This window comes from Rhizobium aureum (assembly GCF_030182495.1).
GTDB classification, from domain to species: Bacteria; Pseudomonadota; Alphaproteobacteria; order Rhizobiales; family Rhizobiaceae; genus Rhizobium; species Rhizobium tropici_C.
The window spans coordinates 675306-699492 of the sequence record NZ_JAQJCI010000001.1 but is presented as its reverse complement, the minus strand read 5'-3'; the positions used below and the strand labels follow the sequence as shown (position 1 = coordinate 699492).

At 59.1% G+C, this 24187-nt stretch carries 18 protein-coding genes; 10 read left to right on the top strand and 8 right to left on the bottom strand.

Annotated elements, in window-relative coordinates; all coding sequences use genetic code 11:
- Positions 1 to 34: 34 nt before the first annotated feature.
- The 3 genes from PH552_RS03270 to PH552_RS03260 form a co-directional block, all read right to left on the bottom strand.
- Entirely contained in the window at positions 35 to 877 is an 843-nt protein-coding gene (locus PH552_RS03270) for an alpha/beta fold hydrolase (RefSeq protein WP_113248812.1), read from the bottom strand.
- Between the two features lie 81 nt (positions 878 to 958).
- On the bottom strand, positions 959 to 1426 hold the full coding sequence (locus PH552_RS03265; protein ID WP_183761846.1) for a DUF992 domain-containing protein: 468 nt from the start codon (positions 1424 to 1426) through the stop codon (positions 959 to 961).
- 25 nt (positions 1427 to 1451) lie between these two features.
- Entirely contained in the window at positions 1452 to 1970 is a 519-nt protein-coding gene (locus PH552_RS03260; RefSeq protein ID WP_113248811.1) for a Dps family protein, read from the bottom strand.
- A 649-nt stretch (positions 1971 to 2619) separates the two neighbouring features.
- Between PH552_RS03260 and PH552_RS03255 the strand changes: the two genes are divergently transcribed.
- The 5 genes from PH552_RS03255 (at position 2620) to PH552_RS03235 (ending at position 7256) form a co-directional block, all read left to right on the top strand.
- Positions 2620 to 4143: a sensor histidine kinase gene (locus tag PH552_RS03255; protein ID WP_483315463.1), complete on the top strand. Its 1524-nt coding sequence runs from the start codon at positions 2620 to 2622 to the stop codon at positions 4141 to 4143.
- Positions 4136 to 4792, top strand: a complete 657-nt coding sequence (locus PH552_RS03250; protein ID WP_113248809.1) for a response regulator transcription factor — start codon at positions 4136 to 4138, stop codon at positions 4790 to 4792. Before PH552_RS03255 ends, PH552_RS03250 begins: the two co-directional genes overlap by 8 nt.
- Positions 4793 to 4856: 64 nt before the next feature.
- Positions 4857 to 5231: a response regulator transcription factor gene (locus tag PH552_RS03245; protein ID WP_112345816.1), complete on the top strand. Its 375-nt coding sequence runs from the start codon at positions 4857 to 4859 to the stop codon at positions 5229 to 5231.
- A gap of 308 nt (positions 5232 to 5539) precedes the next feature.
- Positions 5540 to 6007, top strand: a complete 468-nt coding sequence (locus tag PH552_RS03240) for a hypothetical protein (protein WP_183761843.1) — start codon at positions 5540 to 5542, stop codon at positions 6005 to 6007.
- A 1-nt stretch (position 6008) separates the two neighbouring features.
- On the top strand, positions 6009 to 7256 hold the full coding sequence (locus tag PH552_RS03235) for an oxalate decarboxylase family bicupin (RefSeq protein WP_183761840.1): 1248 nt from the start codon (positions 6009 to 6011) through the stop codon (positions 7254 to 7256).
- A 933-nt stretch (positions 7257 to 8189) separates the two neighbouring features.
- On the opposite strand, the gene poxB is transcribed toward PH552_RS03235, so the two are convergent.
- The 5 genes from poxB to PH552_RS03205 all read right to left on the bottom strand — a co-directional run bounded on the left by poxB (position 8190) and on the right by PH552_RS03205 (position 14179).
- Positions 8190 to 9917 (bottom strand): ubiquinone-dependent pyruvate dehydrogenase, encoded by a 1728-nt coding sequence (poxB, locus tag PH552_RS03225; RefSeq protein WP_285165475.1) that lies wholly within the window; start codon positions 9915 to 9917, stop codon positions 8190 to 8192.
- A 111-nt stretch (positions 9918 to 10028) separates the two neighbouring features.
- Positions 10029 to 10169: a DUF2474 domain-containing protein gene (locus PH552_RS03220; RefSeq protein ID WP_113248805.1), complete on the bottom strand. Its 141-nt coding sequence runs from the start codon at positions 10167 to 10169 to the stop codon at positions 10029 to 10031.
- The gene (gene cydB / locus PH552_RS03215; RefSeq protein ID WP_113248804.1) at positions 10169 to 11179 is read right to left on the bottom strand and encodes a cytochrome d ubiquinol oxidase subunit II; all 1011 of its coding nucleotides are present in this window, start codon (positions 11177 to 11179) and stop codon (positions 10169 to 10171) included. The genes PH552_RS03220 and cydB overlap by 1 nt, the downstream gene beginning before the upstream one ends.
- A gap of 1 nt (position 11180) precedes the next feature.
- Complete coding sequence (locus PH552_RS03210) at positions 11181 to 12617, bottom strand: cytochrome ubiquinol oxidase subunit I (RefSeq protein ID WP_113248803.1); 1437 nt, start codon at positions 12615 to 12617, stop codon at positions 11181 to 11183.
- A gap of 620 nt (positions 12618 to 13237) precedes the next feature.
- On the bottom strand, positions 13238 to 14179 hold the full coding sequence (locus tag PH552_RS03205) for a hypothetical protein (protein WP_162736917.1): 942 nt from the start codon (positions 14177 to 14179) through the stop codon (positions 13238 to 13240).
- Positions 14180 to 14353: 174 nt separating this feature from the next.
- Here PH552_RS03205 and PH552_RS03200 point away from each other — a divergent pair, with 174 nt between their 5' ends.
- The 5 genes from PH552_RS03200 (at position 14354) to PH552_RS03180 (ending at position 24083) form a co-directional block, all read left to right on the top strand.
- Positions 14354 to 17167: an ATP-binding protein gene (locus PH552_RS03200; RefSeq protein WP_162736916.1), complete on the top strand. Its 2814-nt coding sequence runs from the start codon at positions 14354 to 14356 to the stop codon at positions 17165 to 17167.
- A gap of 15 nt (positions 17168 to 17182) precedes the next feature.
- Complete coding sequence (locus PH552_RS03195; protein ID WP_113248800.1) at positions 17183 to 18421, top strand: MFS transporter; 1239 nt, start codon at positions 17183 to 17185, stop codon at positions 18419 to 18421.
- 424 nt (positions 18422 to 18845) lie between these two features.
- On the top strand, positions 18846 to 19958 hold the full coding sequence (locus tag PH552_RS03190) for an HlyD family secretion protein (RefSeq protein ID WP_113248799.1): 1113 nt from the start codon (positions 18846 to 18848) through the stop codon (positions 19956 to 19958).
- A complete protein-coding gene (locus PH552_RS03185) occupies positions 19955 to 21568 on the top strand; it encodes an MFS transporter (protein ID WP_113248798.1) in 1614 nt (537 codons plus the stop codon). The genes PH552_RS03190 and PH552_RS03185 overlap by 4 nt, the downstream gene beginning before the upstream one ends.
- 223 nt (positions 21569 to 21791) lie before the next feature.
- On the top strand, positions 21792 to 24083 hold the full coding sequence (locus PH552_RS03180) for an FdhF/YdeP family oxidoreductase (protein ID WP_285165474.1): 2292 nt from the start codon (positions 21792 to 21794) through the stop codon (positions 24081 to 24083).
- The last annotated feature ends 104 nt before the right edge of the window (positions 24084 to 24187 follow it).

Genomic DNA, 24187 nt, shown 5'->3' with positions numbered 1-24187 from the left:
CCGAGTTTTGCGGGCGGCGGATCGCTTCAGCCCGTCAAGCCTTCACAAAGGCCAGCAGGTCCGGATTGATCACGTCCGCATGGGTCGTCAGCATGCCGTGGGGGTAGCCCTTATAGACCTTCAGTGTTCCGTTCTTCAGGAGCTTGACCGACAATTCCGCTGAATCTGCGATCGGCACGACCTGATCGTCATCGCCGTGGAGAACGAGCGTCGGCACGGTAATCGCCTTCAGATCCTCCGTCTGGTCGGTTTCGGAAAAGGCCTTGACGCCGTCGTAATGGGCCTTGGCGCTACCCATCATGCCCTGACGCCACCAGTTCTGGATGACACCGGGATAGATTTTGGCATCGGGGCGATTGAAGCCGTAGAACGGACCGGTCGGCACGTCGAGGAAGAACTGGGCGCGGTTTTCGGCAACGCCTTTGCGGAAGCTGTCAAAGACTTCGATCGGCAGGCCGCCCGGATTGGTTTCGGTCTTCAACATCAGCGGCGGAACGGCGGAGACGAGCACAGCCTTGGCAACACGGCCCTGAGGCTCGCCGAATTTGGCGACGTAGCGCGCGACCTCACCACCGCCCGTCGAGTGACCGATATGAACCGCGTTCCTGAGATCGAGATACTCGGCTACGGCGGATGCGTCGGCTGCATAATGATCCATGTCGTGGCCGTCGCCGACCTGCTGGGAACGGCCGTGACCGCGGCGATCATGTGCCACGACGCGATAACCGTTCTGGACGAAGAACAGCATCTGCGCATCCCAGTCGTCGGAGGACAACGGCCAGCCGTGATGGAAGACGATCGGCTGGGCATCCCTCGGACCCCAGTCCTTGAAATAGATATCGACGCCGTCCTTGGTTTTTACGAATGATTCGGTCATTGGAATGCTCCTTCAATGCAGGATGGAATGGATCTTGAAAAATGCGAGCGACGGCATGGCCATCGCACGGCGAGCGAGAGCTTACGGAGCGAGCCGCAGCTCGAGCGAGGTGACGCCGACGGCAAGGTTAAGTCCGGTATCGCCATCGACGGCCAGCGGCTGTAGCGACAGGCTCTTCAAGCTTCCACCGACCAGGATTTCGGCATCAGCGCCTACCCCGAGGCTTGCGCCAGCGGTCACGCCGTCATAGGTGCCCTGCAAACCGCCCACCGGTTCGCGGGTGGCGTTGTAGACCAGCCAGACCATGCGGCCCTTGTCCACAGTTCCGACATCAAGGCCGAATTCCGTAATATTGCCAATGTAGTGCTGGACCGGCGCGTTTCCGCTCGGGGTGAAGGTGCAGGCCAGGTCCTGCCGGGTGCCGACTATGGCGCCGATCCCGGCGGAAACGTCGCAGTCCAGCTGGCCGACCTCGGCGCGCTCCGCATGGGAAACGCCGGGGACCAGGAGCATGCCGGCTGCAAGCATGGTAAAGATGGTGGTTTTCATCGGATGATCCTCTTCGCAACAGGGCTCAGCGCGCACGGCGGGTCGTTTCGAACAGGAACCATGCTCGGCGTTCCGTTTCGTCGATCCAGTTTTCAAGGATGCTGGTGGTGGCGTGGTCGTTGTGGGAGGAGGTCAGCGTGTGCAGTTGGCGCATGATTTCCACGAGCTGCAGATTGTCCTCGCGAAGCTCGGCCAGCATGTCGTCGGGAGTGACGAAATCCGCGTCGTTGTCCAGGAGACGCTGCACCCGGGTAATATGGCCGATGGAGCGAATGGTTGTTCCGCCGATCTTGCGGGCGCGCTCGGCGATATCGTCAGTCATGGCGAAGATCTGTTCACCCTGCTCGTCGAGCATCAGGTGGTAATCGCGGAAATGCGGGCCGGAGACATGCCAGTGGAAATTCTTCGTCTTGATGTAGAGCGCGAAAACATCCGCCAGAAGCGCGGTCAGCGCGGCGGCGATGTCGCGGGGCGCTTCGGCGCCAAGGTCGGTCGGCGTTGCAAGGGCAAGCTTGCGGTTTCTGGTAGCGGTGGTCGTATCCATGATCGTTCTCCTTGTTGCAGCCGGCCGCTCAGTGCTGAGCGACCTGCGGCTGCTGTCTGATCGGCGCTGAGGATAGGGAGAAGTATGGAGCCGGAGAAATCGGCTGCTTGTACAGTCGACCCGATACCTAAGTGTAGTTTCGGCAGATTCCGCCTTGAGCTAGCTTTTGTCCATCGCCTCTGCCCAAAGGCGATTGGCGCTCAGCCAGAAGCTCCGGTATCCCCTCCCCCGGAGCCGCGGATTCCCTCCCAATCCGCCAAGGCCGTCTCCTGCCGCAGGAGACGGCCTTTTTCTTTCGCCTCCGGCATCCAGGCAATCTATTCGCTCCTGTGAGGGCGTTTTCCGATCACGATCCTTAGCCAAAGGATCGCGTACGGCGTGCAGACCCAGGCAATGAATGCAGATTTTTGCTCCGTCGAACAGCGTGTAGCCGGCCGGCCCGGTGGGCGCCAAATCGGATGTGAGGATTTTCATTAGCGCCGCCTTTATTTGCCGTTATCCTGATGCCTCGACGGCGGTGGCAACTAAGACCTATGTATAGGTCAGATGGTGTCGAAAAAGCCGTATTGTCGGCAAAAATCGCATCGGGGGAACAATGTCGATTGCGTCTATGATATTTCGAGCGCGCGAGCCGATAGGCGGCGCGCATATGGCGTTCGGTCTTGGGGCGTTTTCGCTGGCGGCCGTCGTATTTTATGTCGATACCTATACGGACATAAAAGGCGCGATCGCGGTGCTCTATGTCGTCGCCGTGCTCTTGGCCGCGCAGGCGGTAAGCCGATCGGGACTCATCGCGATCTCCTGCGCCTGTGCCATTCTTTCCCTGTTATCCTATGCCCTGACCCATGCACAGGATGTCGATCTTCAATCCGGGCTCAGGCTTATCGTTGCACTCGCGGCGTTGACCGTCACGACCATGCTGCTTGTCAAAACAGAGACCAACAGACTGGCGCTGCTGTCCGTCAACACGGCGCTCAAGGAAAGCGAGGAGCGCTATCGCTCCATCTTCGACCGCACGCGGGTGGCACTCTGGGAACGCGACTATTCGAAGCTTCATACCCTGCTGATGAGCCTTAAGCAGCAGGGCATCACCGACATGCAGGCCCATGCCCGCGCCAATCCAGGTTTTACGCAGCAATGCATCGATCTCATCACGGTCGTTGCTTCGAATGAAGCCGGAAAGGAAATGCTGGGTTACGACTCCTCGATCCGCGGCACTCTTCAGCGATCGGTCGTTTCCTCGTCCGGCAAGTTCGTCGATGTGCTGCAGGCGATCATCGACAATCAGCGTGTCTTTGAAGACAAAGTGGTAGTGCGCACCGACAGCGGCGAAGACAAGCTTGTACTTCTTTCCATCAGTTTTCCCGCCGAGGCGACCTCCTTCAACCGCGTGGTGGTCAGCATGGTGGATATCACCCAGCGCGAAATGGCGTTGAAGGCGCTGGCTGAAGCCCAGGCGGAACTGACAAAAGCCTCGAAGGCAGCCACCGTGGGAGCCATGTCCGCGTCTCTCTCCCACGAGTTGAACCAGCCGCTCGGTGCCATCATCGTCAATGCGCAGACATTGCTGCGCTGGCTGGACCGCGATCCGCCGGATCTTGCCGCCGCCCGCCGCTCGGCCGAGCGCATGATCCGCGACAGCCAGCGCGCCAGTGAAATCATCCAGAACACGCGCGACTTGCTGGCCCATACGAGGGGTAAGATGGAAACCTTCGACCTCGATGAGTTCATCGATGAAACGCTGAGCCTTCTCGAACATGAGCTGGAGCGCAGCGGCGTTACAGTTCATGTGGAAAAAGAGGCCACGCCGCCGATAACGGCCGTCAGGATCGAATTGCAGCAGGTCCTCATCAACCTCCTTACCAATGCCATTCAGGCCATGGACGAGGCGGGTACCGGAAATCGCACCATCACGGTGCGGAAGGAACGCGAAGACAGGGAAAATATCTATATCACCGTTCAGGACAGTGGACCTGGTTTCCCCGTGCAGATGAAGGAAAAGCTGTTTTCGCCGTTCTTCACGACCAAGGCGACGGGAATGGGCATGGGGCTTTCCATCTGCCGCACGACATTGGAAACACGCGGCGGCAGGCTAACCGGTGACAATCATCCTCTCGGCGGGGCGGTCTTCACCATTTCAATGCCGATCAGCCAGGAGATGGAACATGCCTGAGCCGCGCAAGACAACAAAGGAGCCGCCGTCGCCCATCGTGTTCATCGTCGACGACGATGTGTCGATGCGGGAGGCACTCACCGATCTTTTCCGCTCCATGAAATTCGATGCCGAAGCTTTCGACAGTGCCGCGGCCTTTCTCGAAAAAGCCAATCTGAACCGGCACGGCTGCCTTCTGCTCGATGTGCGGCTTCCAGGCGTAAGCGGCCTTGATTTTCAGACGCAGCTGGAACGCGTCGGCAACAGGATGCCGATCATTTTCATGACCGGCTTCGGTGATATTCCGATGAGCGTTCGGGCGATGAAAGCGGGCGCGGTGGATTTTCTGACCAAACCCTTCAAGGAACAGGACATTCTCGATGCCGTCGCGGCTGCGATGGAGCGGGATGCATCACGACGACGCGAAAACGCGCAGAACGAGGCCGTCGCCTCCCTTGCCGGGCAGCTGACGCCACGCGAGCGCGAGGTCATGGGCGCCGTTGTCCGCGGCCTGATGAACAAGCAGATCGCCTACGAGCTTGGCATCAGCGAAGTCACCGTGAAATTGCACCGGGGCAATGTCATGCGCAAAATGGAGGCGAGATCGGTCGCCGACCTCGTGCGGAAAGCGGAACTGATCGACGATAAGCTCCGGCCACCTGTATCTTAGTATGGTATCTTTCAAGCGGGCATGAGCGCATAGAGACATAAGAACAACAGAAAAGGTCACTTGATTGTCCTCCGTTCCCATCATTGCCGTCGTTGACGACGACCAGGCCATCCGTGAAGCCATGGATGACTTCATCATGTCCTTCGGTTACGAAAGCCGCCTGTTTGCTTCTGCGGAAGAGTTTCTGGACTCCCATACGCAGGCGCAGATCGACTGCATCGTCGTGGATGTGAAGATGCCCGGACTATCCGGTATCGAGCTGCAGAGCGAGCTCAATCGGCGCGGTCGACATCCTCCGATGATCTTCGTGACGTCCTATGCGGACGATCGTACCCGCAATGCCGCCCTGAGCGGCGGCGCCTTCGCCTTTCTCCGCAAGCCGGTCAATGTCGGCAATCTCATGGAATGCCTGGAATCCGCTCTCGCCGGGCAGACCTAACGCCGACAGCATTACCGTCGGAAGTGCTGTCAGCATCTTGCGACCATCTGCCGTTCGCATCGCGTCTCGGCGCCCCTCCTGTAACGTTTGCGCCATTCCCGATCTCTCAACACTCCCACCTTCCGGCGGGTGCCGATATCGGGCCGCCTGCTGCCGGCCTTAGTGGCTGCTAACACCTTCTGCAGAGACAAACTAGACCTCTGTATAGATGCCGAAACCTCCATCTCGCCATAGCCTTTTCCCCAGATCAGCCTCTCCCTGCAAGGGAGGTGCGCTGAAGACACCATCACCAGTTCACGAGGCACGGCATGACCTCCATCAGCAAAAATGTGCATCCGCGCAAACCGCGCAAGCTTAGAATCGCCGTCGTTTTGTCGTTGGGCGCGCTCGCCCTTGTCGGTGGCAGTGCCATTCTGATCCGGGCCACCGAGCCGGCGCTTGCCGCTCCTGAGCAAGTGGCCGCAGCCGATGCGTTTCGAATTCTGACGCCGAAGGCGGTCGACCAATCGAGCAATGTCGCCCTTCCCTTGCCTGCCGGCAGCGACGACACAGCCGCCACGGCACTTCCTCCCGCTTTTGACAAGGCCTCCTGCATCGCCACCCGCGCCAGCAGGAAAACGGATCGGCACGATCCATTCCAGCCCCAAGCCTTCTGCCAGCTTCAGCGCCGGCTTCTCTATGCTGAACTGATCTACCGCATGGAGGTGCTGCGGCTCGGTTCCCAAACCCGCTTTATCCACCCCTCATCCCAACTCGCCATGAACAAGGAGTTCTGAAATGGAAACGTTCACCAGACGCGCAGTCCTCGCAATCGGCGCGGTCGGCGGCACCGCCCTTGCCGCCAGCGCAGCAGGAGCAGCATCTTTCGGCAATCCCGACCAGCCTGCCGAAGGAGCAATCAATGCCAATGCCGCGGGACTGAGCGATCCCGGCCCGAAGAACCCGGCGATCAACGAGCAGTTTCCCTCTTTCCAGAGCCCGCCGGCGACCGACGTGGGCGACATGCAGCTCTTCTGGGGCTCGTTCAACAACGCCCCCAAACGTATCCAGAACGGCGGATGGGCACGTCAGGTGACCAAGTCGGACTTCGCGATTTCGGATGCCGTGTCCGGCGTCAACATGCGGCTGGGACCGGGCGGCATTCGTGAGATGCACTGGCACCGTGCCGCGGAATGGGCGATCATGACCAATGGCCGTTGCCGCATCACCGTGCTCGATACACAGGGTCGCGCCTATGTGCAGGACGTCGAGGCCGGTGATCTCTGGTATTTTCCGGCCGGCTACCCCCATTCGCTGCAGGGGCTTGGTCCCGACGGATGCGAGTTCGTCATCGTTTTCGACGAAGGCGACCAGTCCGAATATGGCACGTTGCTTTTGACGGACTGGCTGGCCCACACCTCACCCGAACTGCTCGCCAAGAATTTCGGCGTGCCACAAGATGTGTTTCGCAATATCCCCCTGCAGGATCTCTGGATTTTCCAGGGCAAGGAACCAGGCCCATTGTCGAAGGATCAGGAAGCCGTTGCCGGCGCCGGTCTTCCCCCTTTCCCCTTCACCTATAAACTTGCGGCATCAAAACCGCTGAAGGAAAATGCTGCTGGCGTTATTCGTCTTGCAGACAGTAGCGCCTTTACAGTGTCCAAAACCATCGCCGCTGCTATCGAAACCATCAAGCCGGGCGGCGTGCGCGAGATGCACTGGCACCCGAATGCGGACGAATGGCAATATTGGATCAAGGGTCAAGGCCGGATGACCGTGTTCGACGCGGGCCCACGCAGCCAGACCGGCGATTTCCGTGCAGGCGATATTGGTTACGTGAAAAGAAGCCAGGGCCACATCATCGAAAATACCGGTCATACCGATCTGCAATTCGTCGCGGTCTTCAAGACTGCCGAATACCAGGAGGTCAGCCTGTCTTCCTGGTTGACACACACGCCGCCGGCGCTGGTGGCCCAGCATCTCAACATCAGCATCGAGGACACGGCGAAATTCCCCGCAAACCAGCCAGGCATCATGCCGGGGTGAGCCTTCGCATGCCTTCATCATCGGCGTTGCCACAGTGTCCGACGCCAAACCTTTTCCATATTGCCGGCGGCTCGTTCGCCGGCCTTTTCACTGCTATCCTCTTGCAGGCAGACGGCCACGACGTGAGAACCTGCGAACGCTTGTCATCCGGACTGACCGGAAGGGGCGCTGGCCTCGTGCCACAGACCGAAGGGTTCCATGTTCCGCGCGAGATCGGCTGCTCGACGGTCCTGGCCGGTGAGGAAGTTCTAAGGGCGAGCTCAATACTCCGAGGCAAGAGCTGGACTGGATAGCGGACATACCGGTCTTCGCAACCGTCCTTGCCCAGCCGAGCACGCGCCATTATGGCGTTCATCCCCGTTTCTTTCCTTACCCAGAGCGCTCCGGCAAGTAACCGCCTTTGGCGCGGGCTCTGAGGATTGCCGATTATCGCGTCAGGGTGCGTGCCTTCACCACGCGCCCTTCGTCCATGACGATGACCTGATTTAGGTGCCGGTGGCGTGAGACCCACTTGGTGCATGACCACAACCATCCTCACGCCGCATCTCCGAGATCGACCATAAGATTGAGCACGCACTTGATCAGCGCGGGTTCAGCATATTCGTCACCTCGTTGAACAGGACAACCGCCGGCTCCACGGCGAGCGTGCGAGCGATAGCGACGCGGCCGTCCCTCGCACAGACGTTGTCGAACGTGGCTCGATCAGGTGGATGTCTGAATGAATATTCGTTCCAAATGCTTTGGACGATAAGAGGGGTGTTGCCAGCCAAATGCGAAAAGTGGCTGGCGCCTTTGGCTCAAGGAGTCTTCCCAACGCCGCTAGTTCCCATTGCCATTGTCCAAGGTCAGGCACCAGCAACGGAAAGACGCTCCGAGCGGAGCGTCCATCCTGTGATCGTGATCAGGTGCTCAAGCGCTCCTTCAAGGATCATGTCAACGCTTGAGAAAATTGGTGAGTGTGAGGTCGATCAGCTCATCGCCGCGGCCATTCATCACCGTCTTCAACGCCCAGAGGCTGAAGCCCTTGACCTGCTCCGCCTTGATCTGCGGCGGCATGGAAAGCTCGTGGGTGTTCGTCACGACATCAAGCAAGGCCGGCCCGTTATGGGCCAGCACATCCTTGATCGCGCCTTCCAGTTCCGACGGATCCTCAACCCGAAGCGCATGAACACCGACCGCCCGCGCGAGCTCGGCGAAGTTCGGGTTCTTCAGCGTCGTCCCTGTTTCAATGAAGCCTGACGCCTTCATTTCCATGGCGACGAAACCAAGCGTGGAGTTGTTGAAGATGACGACCTTCACGGGCAGGTCCTGCTGCACGAGTGTCAGGAAATCGCCCATCAGCATCGCGAAGCCGCCATCGCCCGAAAGGCTGATGACTTGCCGGCCGGGATAAGCCGACTGCACACCGATCGCCTGCGGCATGGCATTGGCCATCGACCCGTGGGCGAGAGACCCGATCATCCGGCGCTTGCCATTCATCTTTAGATAACGCGCGGCCCAGATCGTGGGCGTCCCGACATCGAAGGTGAAGACGGCGTCTTCAGAGGCGTGATCGCTGACAAGCTTTGCCAGATATTGCGGGTGGATCGTTCGGCCGGCCTTGCCGGTCGCCAGATCATCCAGCCCGGCCCGCGCCTTGACGTACCGCTCCTTGCAATAGTCGAGATAGGCCTTGTTCGAGTTTGGCTCGACCAGCGGGAGGACCGCCTCGATCGTCGATTTGACGTCGCCAACAAGGGCAAGGTCGAGCGGCACGCGCCGCCCGAGATTTTCCGGACGTATATCGACCTGCACGACCTTGGCCTGCGAGGGGAAGAACTGGCGATAGGGGAAGTCGGTGCCCAGCATGACGAGCGTATCGCAATCTTCCATGGCGGCGTAGCCGGAAGAAAAGCCGATCAGGCCGGTCATGCCGACATCATAGGGGTTGTCCCATTCGACATGTTCCTTGCCGCCAAGCGCGTGGACGATCGGTGCATTGAGACGTTCGGCGAGCTTCAGCAGCTCGGCATGGGCTCCTTGGCAGCCACGGCCACAGAACAAGGTCGTCTTCGAGCTGCCATTGAGGATGTCGGCGAAACGGCTAATTTCGCTCGGCGGCGGTGTAACGGACGGCTGTGGCAGCGCGAATGCCGCCGGCTGGGAGATCTTGCCCGTGAATTCCGAAAGCGCGACGTCGCCCGGGATGACGATAACGGCTACGCCACGCTTGCCGACCGCCGCACGTATCGCCGATTCCAGCACACCGGGGAGCTGGTCCGGGTGGCTTACCATTTCACAGAAATGGCTGCATTCCCGGAAAAGCTGGTCCGGATGGGTTTCCTGAAAATAGCCGCGTCCGATTTCCGCCGAGGGTATCTGGGCGGCAATCGCAAGAACCGGAACGCGCGAGCGATGGCAATCGAAGAGGCCGTTGATCAGATGAAGATTGCCCGGCCCGCAACTGCCGGCGCAGACCGCAAGCTGACCGGTCAGATGAGCCTCGGCACCGGCGGCGAAGGCCGCTGTCTCTTCGTGCCGGGTATGAACCCATTCGATGTCCTTGCGAACCCGCAAAGATTCCGTCAGCCCGTTCAAGCTGTCGCCGACAACGCCATAGATGCGGCGCACGCCAGCGCTATGGAGGACTTCGGTGATGACGTCTGCTGCCTTCTTGGCCATGATACACTCCTTGATGGTTAGTTTAAGATGTCGAGCGCCGTGAGTTCCGCGGGATGCTCGCGCCGGCGATCGGCGTGAAAGATCGTAGGGTCGAGGGACGTCGTGGCGGGATTATTCAGTCAGTCCCGCCAGGGACATGATGATGCGAAAGCCCATGGCGAAGATGCCGAGGGTGACAACCGACAGGGACCAAATGGCAACCATCCATCCGAGCCGCTTGACCGGTCCGTGAACGAGGCTCTGGAGCACCATCAATGATACCCCTCGCCAACAGTCTGCTTGCCGCGAAACACGTAATAGGACCAGGTCGTATAAACGAGGATGATCGGGATGATCAGGAGCGTACCGACGAGCGCAAAGCCCATGCTTTCCGGCGGGGCCGCTGCGGCCCAGATCGTGATCGATGGCGGGACCACGTATGGCCACATGCTGATTGCGAGTCCTGTATAGCCGAGGAAGATCATCAATAGTGCGAGTACGAATGGTGCTGCGTGAACTTTGCGGCTTCGCAGCACCCGCAGGTGAAGCCAGGTCACCCCCAGAACCAGTACGGGGACCGGGGCAAAGTAGAAGAGGTTCGGGAAACTCAGCCAGCGCGCTGCGACCTGCGGATGCATGAGGGGAGTCCAGACGCTGACGATGGCGATTACGACGAGGAGTGCGATGGCGATCCACTGTGCAAGATCGCGCATTCGCCGCTGCAGGTCGTCGGTCGTCTTCATAATGAGCCAGGTCGAACCAAGAAGCGCATAGGCAACCATAAGGGCGAAGCCGGTGAAGATGCTGAAGGGCGTGAAGCACTCGAGGGCTGTGCCGGCAAAACGCGTGCCGTCAAGTTCGAAGCCGTTGATGAACGCTCCGAGCGCCACGCCTTGCGAGAACGTCGCAATATAGGAGCCGCCTGCGAACGCCCTATCCCAGAAGGGCTTGCGGCTATCGGGTGCCTTGAAACGAAACTCGAAGGAAACGCCCCGCCAGATAAGACCAGCGAGCATGAACATCAGCGGCAGGTAGAGGGCGCTGAGCAGGAAGCCGTAGGCGAGCGGAAAGGCGGCGAACATAGCGGCACCGCCCAGCACGAGCCAGGTCTCGTTGCCGTCCCAGACCGGCGCCACGGTGTTGACCATGGCGTCGCGCTCCTGGCGGTCGGAGACGAAGGGAAACAGGATCCCGATTCCTAAATCAAAACCATCCATGATCACATACATCATGACGCCGAAGGCGATGATGACTGCCCAGATGAGCGGAAGATCGATACCCATCTCAAACCTCCGTGGTTTCGCGCAGCGGCGTGGGTGTGATGTTGTCGGGAACGGCCGAGAGCGGTCTGGCAGGGCGCTGGATCTTGCCACCATCCGGCGGGCTCGTGCTGCCGCGACCCTCATAGGGACCTTGCGCAACCATCTTCAGCATGAAGCCGATGCCAGTGCCGAAGATCAGGAAATACATGACGATGAACATGACGAGCGTGACACTCAGCGTCAGGACCGAATGGTTTGAGACCGCATCCTGGGTACGCAGGATTCCGTAGACCACCCACGGCTGGCGACCGACCTCCGTGGTGATCCAGCCCGCAAGAACCGCGACCAGCCCGGTCGGTCCCATACAGAGGGCAAATAGCAGGAAAAGCCTGGTCTGGTAGAGCGTGCCGCGCCAGCGCTGATATGCACCCCAGACCCCAAGCAGAAGCATGGCAAGGCCGAGGCCGACCATGATGCGGAAGGTGAAGAAAATGATCGTCGAGTTCGGTCGGTCCTGCGGCGCAAATTCCTTGAGCCCCGGGATCTTGCCGTGCAAGGTGTGGGTGAGGATCAGGCTGCCGAGATATGGGATCTCGATCGCATATTTCGTTTCCTCGGCCTTCATGTCGGGAATGCCGAAGGCGATAAGCGGCAGGCTTGTGGCGTTCGGATCGTTTTCCCAATGGCCCTCGATGGCGGCGATCTTCGCAGGCTGATGTTCGAGCGTGTTGAGACCGTGAGCGTCGCCCACGAACATCTGGATCGGTGCCACGAAAAGCAGCATCCACAGCGCCATCGAGAACATTTTGCGGATCGCTGGCGTCGAACGGCCATGCAGCAAATGCCAAGCCGCCGCCGCCGCGACGAACAGCGCTGTCGAAAGATAGGCGGCAAGCGTCATATGGGCCAATCGGAAGGGGAATGAGGGATTGAAGATGACCGCGAGCCAGTCGGTCGGCACGACCCTGCCATTGATGATCTCGAAGCCCTGCGGGGTCTGCATCCAGCTGTTGGATGCCAGAATCCAGGTGGTGGAGATCAGCGTGCCAAGCGCGACCATGGCCGTTGCGAACATGTGCAGCCCTGGACCAACCTTGTTCCAACCGAACAGCATGACGCCGAGAAAGCCTGCTTCCAGAAAGAAGGCGGTCAGGACTTCATAGGTTAAAAGTGGGCCGGTAACACCGCCGGCAAACTGCGAAAAGCCGCTCCAGTTCGTGCCAAACTCATAGGCCATGACCAGTCCTGAGACGACACCCATCCCGAAATTGACTGCGAAGATCTTCGACCAGAAGTGATAGAGCTCCACATAGACCGGATTGCGCCGGATCAGCCACAATGCTTCGAGTACCGCCAGATAGCTGGCAAGGCCGATGGTAATGGCCGGAAAAATGATATGAAAAGAAACAGTGAAGGCGAATTGTAGTCGCGCAAGTTCCAATGCGCTGAAACCCAGCATCGAGGTTCTCCTTCGCGTGAATGAGTGAAGGCGGATCAAAATGTCGATCGCTCATCGACGAGCGTCTGCATTACATTCACTGGAGGGCGTCCGAGCCGCAACTAAACGTAAGTATAGCTTAGCTATATCTTCTTATTAGCCCTCAACGCGGTTATACGGCCTGGCTCAATGTCTCCTCGGGACAAAATCGATCAGCCAGGCGCAGCTGTCTGCTCGCATAGCTTCGTCGTAGGCTGCACATGGCGCCTTCTCTGCCGCGAGGGCACAACTGAGAGGCGACGGCCCTGACATCGCGAGCGAACTGAACTTTGAGAGCGCGATATTGGCCGGTCGCGTCCCGGTACGAAGGTTTTTCGGGCGCACCTGCGCCGGACGAACCGGGATTGAATGGACGCGCCGTAACGTATCGCCCGCGGAGGGCCGGTCGTCTGCGATTGCTGAGGCAGTGTATTTTATCCCCGCCGAGATAGGAGCGGCAACTCTTGATGGGCCAACTGGATAACTGCCCTTAGAAGAAAATGAGTGCGTCGACCGGTACTGTATCTGGCGATTGCCGATTGCGGCAGATAAATATTCCGAAAGATGTCAGTTCGCGGGTGGCGCGGATAGGTCTATGAATATTATCGTTGCTTATACGGGGTGGTCGGTGCTTGTGACGCTCCCATTAGCAATTTCACAATGTTGCGTCGTCTAATATAGTCCTGTGATCTAAGCCAAAAATCATTCAGCTTAGGTATCATTTTGTCTATCACCGCTTGCGTTTCGCGAACTTTTTCCAGCTTTACATACCGCTTCGCTGTATGCGCATTAATACAAATCACGGTGAAGAGATCAGCCAGTTCGTCCGCGCCCCTTCCTTCTATATTATAAATCAATTGTTGTATCTCGTTTTGGCTCTGGATTAGCCAACAGCATACGACTTCTCCATCCCGCTCGAATGTCGCTCGTAACGCTGAAATCCTATCGTGTCCGTCGTAACCGAATTGCACCTGTACCCGCTGGCGTACGGCAGGAACATTCTTGGCCCGGACCATCTGCTCAACTTCGTAGTCTACGCCGAGAGACAGCGCCTCGATCAGGGCTTGATGGATAAGGTGATAACTTTGCGAATCGATGACCGCAGAACTCTCCACCTCATCTGACGGAGGCGGGTGAAATTTGTTGCAGTCGGTATCGCGCATGGGATTCTCCGTCGCGGATGGATGCAACAGGAATAGCCCATCTATCTCGGACGAAGGTGTAAAAAACTGCAAAATTTTTGATGTCGAGTGTAAAGGGGACGTCGCGCCAGCGGCCGAGTTTCTTCTCCATGCCGTTGGTGCAATGAACAGAAAGCCTTCGAGATCCGGCTTGACGTTATCGCCGAGAAGCATCGCATCCTCGATAATGTCGGCCTTCAAAAATACGAGCGAGCATAATAGTTGAACTGGGCGATGGTGCCCGCGCTCGTCTTCTTGCCGCCCGACTTGAAACTGCCGAATGACATCCCGGAAACGCCAGGTGCTCCTGTGAAAGCAAGTACGAAACAGTCGAGCGATTTCAGCGGCATCAATGAGATACAACGCTCGACGCCGCCTCTTGACCTCAACGGAGGGGTAGAGCAAAATTGCTGCAACGCAGAACAAGAAAGTCTCGGTTTCCGACGCGGAATATCCCTTTAGACTGGAGGGGTAGCCGCGTGATTCTGTGCAGATATTGAGAGCATTTTATAATGTGGCGACTTTAAGGGTCCACCCTTGTCAAATCATAACGTCGATCGCTCCGTGATTTCGTTCGGTCCTTTCTGCCTGTCGCCTGGAGCCAAGCAGCTCACGAAAGACGGCAAGGAAGTTGTGATGGGCGGACGCGCTCTCGACATCCTGATCGCCCTCGTCGAACAAGCCGGCCAAGTCGTGTCCAAACAAGATCTGATGGCAAGTGCCTGGCCGAAACTGTTTGTCGAAGAGGCCAACCTTCGCGTGCAGATTACGGCTCTCCGGCGCATATTGAGCGACGGTCAAGAGGGGCAGAGCTATATCGAAAACGTCGCGAGACAAGGATATGTCTTCTCGGGCCGGGTGACGGTCTCGACACCCGAAATTTTGCCGCTGGTGCAACCGAAGAGTTTGTTGACGTTTCACAATCTTCCCAGCCCGCTGCAAATCGTGATCGGTCGCGACGTGGTTGTCGCCGCATTAGCCGCTCACTTAGCCGAAAGGCGTCTGGTCACGATCGCGGGAAGCGGTGGCGTCGGAAAGACGACAACGGCAATCGAAGTAGGGCGCGGCTCTCTCCCTCTGCACGGCGCCGTGATTCTCGTTGATCTTGCCCGGATTTCGGACACTTTGCACGTCGAGAGCACGATAAAGGCGGCGATCGCTACGACGCTCAAAATCGCGCAGCAACCGTTGTCAGAGCCCCTGCCAGTCAAAGACCCATTAATCATCCTGGACAATTGCGAGCATCTTCTGGAGGCGACCGCGCAGGCGGCAGAGGAGTTATTGCGAAGTTCACCGCAAGCCAAGGTTCTGGCAACGAGCCGGGAGCCTTTACGGGCGGCCGGTGAATATGTCTTCCGCCTTTCCGGCCTCGAGGTACCCCCTGCTGACCACGATGCTTCTTCCATCGACTTTCTCAGCTTTGCGGCTGTCCGTCTTTTCGTGGAAAGGGCTGCGGCTGTGCTGGGCAGCTATGTCCCGCGCCCGGCGGACGTTCCTGTTATTGTCGAGCTCTGTCGACGCTTTGATGGAATGCCATTGGCGATCGAGCTGGCGGCGGGACGCGTTGATGCTTACGGCGTCCACGGTCTCGGGCAGCACCTCGACGATGCTTTCCAGTTGCTGACCTTCGGCCAACGCACCGCGCTACCGCGCCATCAGACATTACAGGCCGCCCTCAACTGGAGCTATGACCAGCTATCCGACAGTGAAAAGACTACTTTCTCCCGACTGGCGGTATTCCCGGGTCTTTTCTCTCTCGACGCCGGCGCGGAGGTCGCTTCCATCGCCGAGCCGATCTGGAGTACGACCGAAGACATTGCCAGTCTCGTTATGAAATCGCTTATCAGCGCCGATTTCACACAGGCGGTACCACGCTATAGGCTGCTTGAGACGACGCGGGTGTATGCCCGGGCCAAACTTCGCGAACGTGGAGAATTCGACCGTCTGAGTAAACGCCATGCGACCTACGTCAGGACGAAGTTGGAAAGTTTCGACCGGCATGATGCGCATGCGGAGAGCCCAGAACGGACAAGCAGTTTTGCGGGCCTGGTTGATGATCTTCGTGCCTGCTTGGCCTGGTGCTTCGGTCCGAATGGTGACGCCGAACTCGGGGTGGAACTCGCGACAGCATCATCCACTGTCTGGTTTGAGCTTTCGCTTGTCAGCGAAGCCCGTGTTTATTTCGAACGTGCAGCAGCAGCACTTGAGGAACGCGGTCAAGCCGACCCTGCCCGGCTGATATCGCTGCTGAGTTCATTGGGAACGGCCCTGGTCTATACGATTGGGCCTGGGCCCGAAATCGAGACGCTGTGGACCAGGGCGGCGCGGCTCGCCGAGGCTTCGGGTGATGCATCTCTGAAGCTCGACGCCTTGTATGGCAATTGGCTTTCCGAACTTGCTGCAGGCAAATATCGCCGCTCGCTGGCGACCGCCGAATCATTCCGGAAAGTGGCATATGTCGGGGCGGAGAAAGCCCCGGGAGCAAAGATCGGAGAGCGGCTGATCGGCATTTCGCAACTTTATCTGGGGCATATCACCCAGGCGTATGACAGCCTTGAGCGCTTTATCAGTAGCCAGCCACCAGCGTTGAGCACGATCGTACGGATGCAGTACGATCAAGGCGCGAGCGCGAGCGCCTATAAAGCTATGACGTTGTGGCTGCTGGGTAAGCCGGAGGAGGCTCTCGCATCTGCCGCGAACTGCGTCGATGATGCCCTGGCGCGTGGGCACACGTCCACCCTTTCGCTCGTGTTGGCCGAGGCAGGGTGCCCGGTGCCATTCTTTGCCGGCGCACTGGCGGTGATGGAAGAGCGAGTGGATCTGCTGCAATATACGTCTGGGCGGCAAGCGTTTGGACCGTGGCGAGCTTGGGGCCGTTGCTTTCGCGGCGCCCTTTCCCTTAGTCGCGGTACACATGGTGACGCAGTCGAGCAACTTTCGGGCGGACTTGACGAACTGGAGCGTACCCGATGGCCGGTTCGACGCTCGCTCTTTCTGTGCCTTCTCTCCCAGGCTCTGCTGGGCTGCGGTCGCGGAGACGAAGGATTGCTCCGAATCGACGACGCGCTGGCGATGTGCGCCGAAAGCGGTGAGGCATGGCATCTGCCCGAACTGCTGCGGGTTAAGGCGGAGCTGATGCACCCTGAACGGCCGCAGGATGCGTTTGCCTGTCTACGGCAAGCCCAGGCGATTGCAGAACGCAACAAGATGGTCGCTTGGCAAATTCGCTGCAGAGAAACGGCGTTGAGGCTCTCCCAAACAAGCGATACCACGGAGCCTGTCGCTCTCGAGCCGGACCGTAGGATCGAGCGTCGCCAGATCACAAAAGTCGTCCCGACGCAGGTGCAGTGAATAGGAGATGACCGCTTGACCGATAATGGCGCCACAACGATTGCCTTGACGACTGGAAAAGACGCGATACGTCGCAGCACGCTCCCGGTCGATATCATTCTTGCGTTGGTGGCGATGGCGGGGCCTCTCTACGTCGACATCATGCCTGCCGTGATCGCCACTCTTCGTACAGAGTACGGACTGCGCCCGGATCAGGCAGGACTGGTGGCCGGAGCCAACGGCTATGGCTCGATGGTTGGCGCACTCTTGGCGCTGTTTCTAGTCTCGCGAATCCCCTGGCGAGCCCTTCTGCTTGGCCTGCTCGCACTGCTGGTAGTTGCCGATCTCACAACAATGGCAGCGCGGGATTACACATGGCTGCTCGGCATTCGATTCATTCACGGGGTTGCGGGAGGCCTCGTGGTCGGCGTCACCTATGCCCTGATGTCGCAGACGCCTGACGCTCGGCGCAGCTTCGGTGTGTTGTTTGTCTTTCACTTCGGCCTCGGTGGACTAGGCATCGTCATGTCGTCGCTGCTCGCCGACATGCTGCACCGTGGTATCGTATTCGGCATACTGGCGGCGTTTGGCTTTATCGCCGCTGCCCTCGTGCCCTTTCTTCCCGACTTTCGGCAACCCGGTGGTGCTTCCTACTCTCGGTCCGGCCGAACATCGCGGTGGATGTCAAAGCCACTATTGCTGAAAGTTATCGGAATTTTCCTTTTTCAGGCCGCTAATCTGGGGCTTGGCGCCTTTCTCATCGGGATTGCCCTGAATCTCGGACAATCGCAGACATTTGCAGGCCTTGTCGTAGGGCTTGGGTTGGCTGCGGGTGTTCCAGGATCGCTGATCATGATCTGGTTGAGCCGCAGACTGGGCTGGCGGCCGGTGGTGCCGGCCTTGTTGATCGCGGGTCTGGTCAAGCTAGGGGTGTTGGTCGGGACGACGCCTGCCGGCTTCGCATTGGGTGTAACCGCGATCTACCTGACCATGGCCGTTGCTCTGCCCTATGTGCTGGCAGCATGCGCGACGAGCGGCGAAGATGGGTACGGCACCGTGCTTGGCGGCTTCGCCTCGAAATTGGGGCTCGCCTGCGGCCCCGTCGCTTCGGGATTTCTGTTTGCGCAAAGCCCAGGCATCCTCGTGATCGCCTCCACCGTTACTGTTGTGATCGCCGCTGCGGCCTTCGCAATGTCGTTCCGGCTGGAAAGCTTGCGCGGAGCAGAGGCGGGAACAGGGCCGTCTCCTTTAAAGAAATGGGCTGGCAGTCGATAGGCGCAAGACATAAGACGGCAGAGGGTGGCACCCCATGAACGCTGCTGATTTGTGAGCTGCGGCAGGGCACAGCTTCCGTTTCCCACGGGTGCGCAACAAGTACGCTCCGATTGGCCCGTGGCGGAATGACGGCGATAAAAGCTCCGGATGCGGAGAAGTCGGGCGAAAGAAGCCTTGCATTGGCCAATGAGTCCATCGGCTGCGACTCCGATTTTATCTCGTTCCCGGCGCAAATCCCCCGGCACGGACCTGCCGAGAGCCGGCTGAAGGCGTGCGTCCAGCCGGCACTGTGAAATCTTCGACCGAGTTGCAACCAACCCGGAAGATGTTCGACCTATTCATGCGTATAGTGTCGGGCCTCAAGCCGCCTTGCTACCCTTCGTGCAGAATCTTTTTGCATCGATCACGACGGGTTCCGATAACCATGACCGACCAGATTTCCACCGGGAACAACGCTTCGGCTGTGCCCACGCCGCCACCCTCCCCCGTCATGGCGACGATCCGGCGTGTGACCATCCCCTTCCTTGCGATTGTCATTGTCGGATCGGCGGTTGCTTCCGTCATCATCGACTGGGATAGCTGGATCGCTGGCGCGGCACATCAGTCGACCGACGATGCGATCGTCAACGCCGATATTTCAACGCTCAGCGCGCAGATCAGCGGGACCATTAAGAGCGTCCCGGTCGCTGATTATCAGAAGGTCACCAAGGGCACGCTGCTCGCCGAAATCGACCCTCGCACCTATCAAGCGGCGGTCGCGGTTGCATCGGCTAATCTTGCATCGGCAAACGCCACCCTCGCCAACCTTGCCAATCAGATCGATCTGCAGAAGGCCGTGATCGATGCCGCCGAGGCACAGCATGTCTCTGCTCTTGCGCAACAGACACAAGCGGATGAGGAATATCGCCGCCAGACGGATCTGGGCGGCGCAACGACCCAGCAAGCAGTCCAACAGGCCGAAGCTGCCGCCGTCCAAGCGGCAGCCTCCGTACGGTCCACCGCGGCTGCAACCTCACAGCAACAGGCACAGCTGAAAGTGCTTCAAGGCCAGCAACCGCTCTTGCGCGCTCAGGTGGAAGCGGCACAGGGCAACCTTGATACGGCGAAGATCAACGAGGGCTATACCCGGATCTACGCCCCCTTCGACGGAATGCTCGGCAAACGCCTCGTCCACGAGGGAGATTTCGTCACCGCCGGCACAGGCATTTTCTCCGAAGTCCCGCTCCCGAACGTCTATGTGACGGCGAATTTCAAGGAAACACAGCTGTCCCGGATGGCAGCTGGCGACAAGGCGGAAATCAGGGTCGACACCTTCCCCGGCCAGATCTTGCGCGGTACGGTGGTCGACCTGTCACCGGCAAGCGGCTCGATCTTCGCTCTCCTGCCTCCGGACAACGCGACCGGGAACTATACCAAGGTCGTTCAGCGCATACCCGTGAAAATCGCCATAGACGCGGACCAGCCATTGCTGACCGAACTTCGCCCGGGCATGTCGGCGATCGTCACCATCGACACACCGGGTGAAGCAGGCCGATGACGACCGCCATTCGCTCGTTCGGTCCGGTCACGCACGGCACGACGGCCAGCCGGCCACTGCTGATCGTCGCTGCTCTGCTCCTTGCCTCATTCGTGGTCGGCTTCGACACCCGCGTCTTTGCGGTCGGCCTGCCGGACCTTCGGGCCGCCTATTCGCTGAGCGTCGACGAAGCATCGTGGCTGAGCACGATCGCTAACGCGCCTCAGATCCTGATCGCGTCGGGTGTTGCCTGGCTCGCCACGGTTTTCGGCGTCCGGCTGATCATGATCCCGGCGGCTCTCGTCTATGCCATCGTTTCGCTTGAAATCCCGATGGTCAACGACGGCCCCCTGCTCTTCGTTCTGCATGCGATCAGAGGCCTCCTGTTGGGGGTTTTCATTCCCACGACGATTATGGTGATCTTCCGCAACCTCGACAAACGCTACTGGCTGGTCGGGATCGCCATCTACGCGTTGCGGGCTCCGTTGTCGCAGAATCTCGGTTTCGTCCTTGTCGGCGTTTACGGCGACTATCTCGGCTGGCAATGGATGTATTGGCAGGATGTGATCGTTGCACCATTGATCGCGCTCCTGCTCTTCATCGCCGCCCCGAAGGAAGAGATCAATTTCGGCCTTCTGAAGCAGGCGGATTGGGGTGGGATGATGTTGCTCGGCTCGTCGATGACAATGCTGTATATCGGGCTGGATCAGGGAAACCGACTCGATTGGTTTGCGTCGGGGACGATCATCGCGCTTTTGGCGGGTGGATTTATCCTCGCGGTGGGCTTCTTGATCAACGAAAGCATGGTCGACCATCCCTGGGCGCATTTCAGCGTGATCATGAGCCGGAACATCGGACTCGGCTATGCCATTATCGTCTGCTACGCGCTTTCAAGCGCAGGCGCCTCCATCGCTATTCCCGGCTTCCTGCAGAATGTAATCGGACTGCGGCCGATCTCGATCTCGACCCTATACCTCGTCGGGGCCGTGATCCCGGTATTTCTGTTTATCACCGTGGCGCTGCTGCTGTTGCGCCGTTTCGATGCGCGTTTGTGTATCGTCATCGGCCTGGCGCTGATGGCGCTCGGTTCACAGCTCGGATCGAAGCTGACGATCGCCTGGGCGCCATGGAATTTCTTTCCGACCATCATCTTCCAGACGGCGGGGCAATCCTTTGCTTTCTTTGCCACGGTTGTCTATCTGATCGGAAATTCGGACCCGTCTCGTTCCACTGCGGTGTCCGCTTATATTCAGGTCGTACGGCTTGGAAGCGTCGAACTTGCGACAAGCGCTCTCGCGACGCTGCAACGGCACCGCGAACAGTATCACTCAGACATTTTAAACGGGCCGGTAGCCGCGACATCACAACAGCTCCACGTTTTGCTGAGCAAGCTGCAGCACGTTTTCGGTACGGGCACGCGCGCTCACGTTGAAAGCCTCTCGACGGTCGCCGGCAAGATCCGGAGCCAGGCGATGGTCCTTGCCTATAGCGATCTGTTCGTTCTGTCCTGTTCGGCGGCAATATTCGGCCTGCTGATTGCGGCCTTCATGGTTTCCATGCCCTATGGGCCGCTTCACCCCGAATTCCAACATCAGGCGCAAGGGGACACGAAACCCGACGATCGGGTTTGAAGTGATCTCGGGGCACCTTTCCCATGACACGCCCTGCGTCGCCGCGTGCGACAGGCTTGAGCGCATTTCATCCGCAATTCCACAAGGAGGTTCAAAGTACGAAGAGGCGGGTCATCCAGTCCAGCGAGATGAAACCGGCGTATGCCGTACCTATGCTTGAGTATAGCTTCGGATACCTGCGCGCGCTGCTAGTCTTACAAGAGACCAATGGCGGAGACTCCCGATGACGAAGAAGCGCCCGGACGGCATCAAGGCATATAATGAACCGGCAGGTGGCTGGGGGGCCCTGAAGGCCGTCGCAGAAACGCTCGCCAGACAGCAGGTTATCGCTCAGGGCACGGCGACCCTGTTGAAGGCGAACCAGCCGGAAGGTTTCGATTGTCCCGGCTGCGCCTGGCCAGACCCAAAGCATACGTCATCCTTCGAGTTCTGTGAGAACGGCGCCAAGGCGATCACCTGGGAATCCACCGCCAAGCGCGTCAGCCCCGATTTCTTTGCGAACCATACGGTGGCAGAGCTCTGGAAATGGACCGATCACGAGCTGGAGAACGAGGGGCGCCTGACGCACCCGATGATCTATGATGCCAAGAGCGACCGCTACCAGCCGATCGAATGGGACGAAGCCTTTGCCCTTATCGGCAAGGAGCTGAACGCCCTCGAAAGCCCGCATCAGGCCGAATTCTACACGTCTGGCCGTGCCTCAAACGAGGCGGCTTTCGTGTATCAGGTCTTCGTGCGTGCCTTCGGCACCAACAATTTCCCGGACTGCTCCAACATGTGCCACGAGGCGACCAGTGTCGGGCTGCCGGAATCGATTGGTGTCGGCAAGGGAACGGTCACACTCGAGGACTTCAACCATTGCGACGCGATCTTCAGCTTCGGGCACAATCCGGGCACCAACCATCCGCGCATGATGACGACGCTGCACGAGGCCTCCCGCCGAGGCACGCCGATCGTCGTCTTCAATCCGTTCAAGGAACGGGCGCTCGAGAAATTCGCCGCCCCCCAGGATCCGATCGAAATGGCGACCTTCTCCTCGACCGAGATCGCATCCGCCTATCATCAGGTCCGCACCGGCGGCGACCTCGCCGCGCTCAAGGGCATGATGAAGCTGATATTCGAACGGGATGCCGCGGATCTCGCCAAGGGCGGAGCCGGCGTCCTCGACCGCGCCTTCATCGCTGAACATACGCTCGGCATCGACGAGTTGCGCCGTGATGTCGAAGAGACAAGCTGGGACGATATTCTCCACTATTCCGGCCTGTCGCGTGCTTCGATTGAAAGCGCTGTCGACGTCTATTTGAAGGCCAAGAATGTCATCCTCTGCTACGGCATGGGGCTGACCCAGCATGCGAATGGCACGCATAACGTTCAGCAAGCCGCCAATCTCCTGATGCTGCGCGGCAATCTCGGACGCGAGGGCGCCGGTATCTCCCCGATTCGAGGCCATTCGAACGTCCAGGGCGACCGTACAGTCGGGATCACGGAAATCCCCAATGCCGCGCTTCTCGATGGCATGGAACGCGCTTTTGGCTTCCGTCCGACGGGCGAAAAGGGCCACAATGCAATCGAGGCGATCGAAGCGATCGCTGAAGGCCGCTCAAAGGCCCTGATCTGCCTCGGCGGCAATCTGGCGGTCGCGATGTCGGACCCGACGGTGACGTTCCCAGGCATGCGCAAGCTTGATCTCGCGGTTCACATTTCAACAAAGCTCAACCGGTCTCACTTGTTGACCGGAAAAACTTGCATCGTTCTACCGTGCCTCGGTCGAACCGATCTCGACACGCAGGCATCCGGTCCGCAATCGGTGACGGTCGAGGACTCCATGTCGATGGTCCATGCCTCGCGTGGCTTCCTCAATCCGCCGAGCCCTTTCCTCAAGTCCGAACCCGCCATCCTGGCCGGCATCGCCCAGGCAACACTCGGGGATCGGTATGGAATCGACTGGGCGGGCATGATCGAAAATTACGATCGGATCCGCGACAAGATCGAAATCGTCTTCCCCGACTTCAAGGACTTCAACAAGCGGGTGCGCGTACGCGGCGGCTTCCGGCTCAATGTTCCAGCCTCCCATCGTGAATGGCACACGGCCACGGGCAAAGCGAACTTTCTCATCTCCTGCGGCCTGGACGAGGATCCGAGGCTGAAGGACCCCGAGACGCTGGTCATGGCAACGATGCGCAGCCACGACCAGTACAATACGACGGTCTACGGCCTGGACGACCGGTATCGCGGCGTCTTCGGTCGGCGCGACATCATCTTCATCAGTGCTGCAGATCTCAAGGCGCGCGGCCTGGAGGATGGCGATCTCATCGATGTCCATGCAGTTACGACAGGCCCTGAACGCTCGGTCCGCGGATATACCGCAGTCGCCTACGATCTTCCCCAGGGTTCGGTCGGCGGATACTATCCGGAAATGAATGCCATCGTTGCGCTCAGTCACTACGATCACAGATCAGGGACGCCCGCCTACAAGGGCGTTCCAGTCAAGATCGTGCGTTCGCAGGTAGCGTGAGAAGGCGAAGCGGCCTTGACATGACATGAGGCGATGGAACGATTATCTGCATGTGCCGTCATCGGGGAGGAAAGGCCGCGTTCATGCGTAATATTGCAAGGACG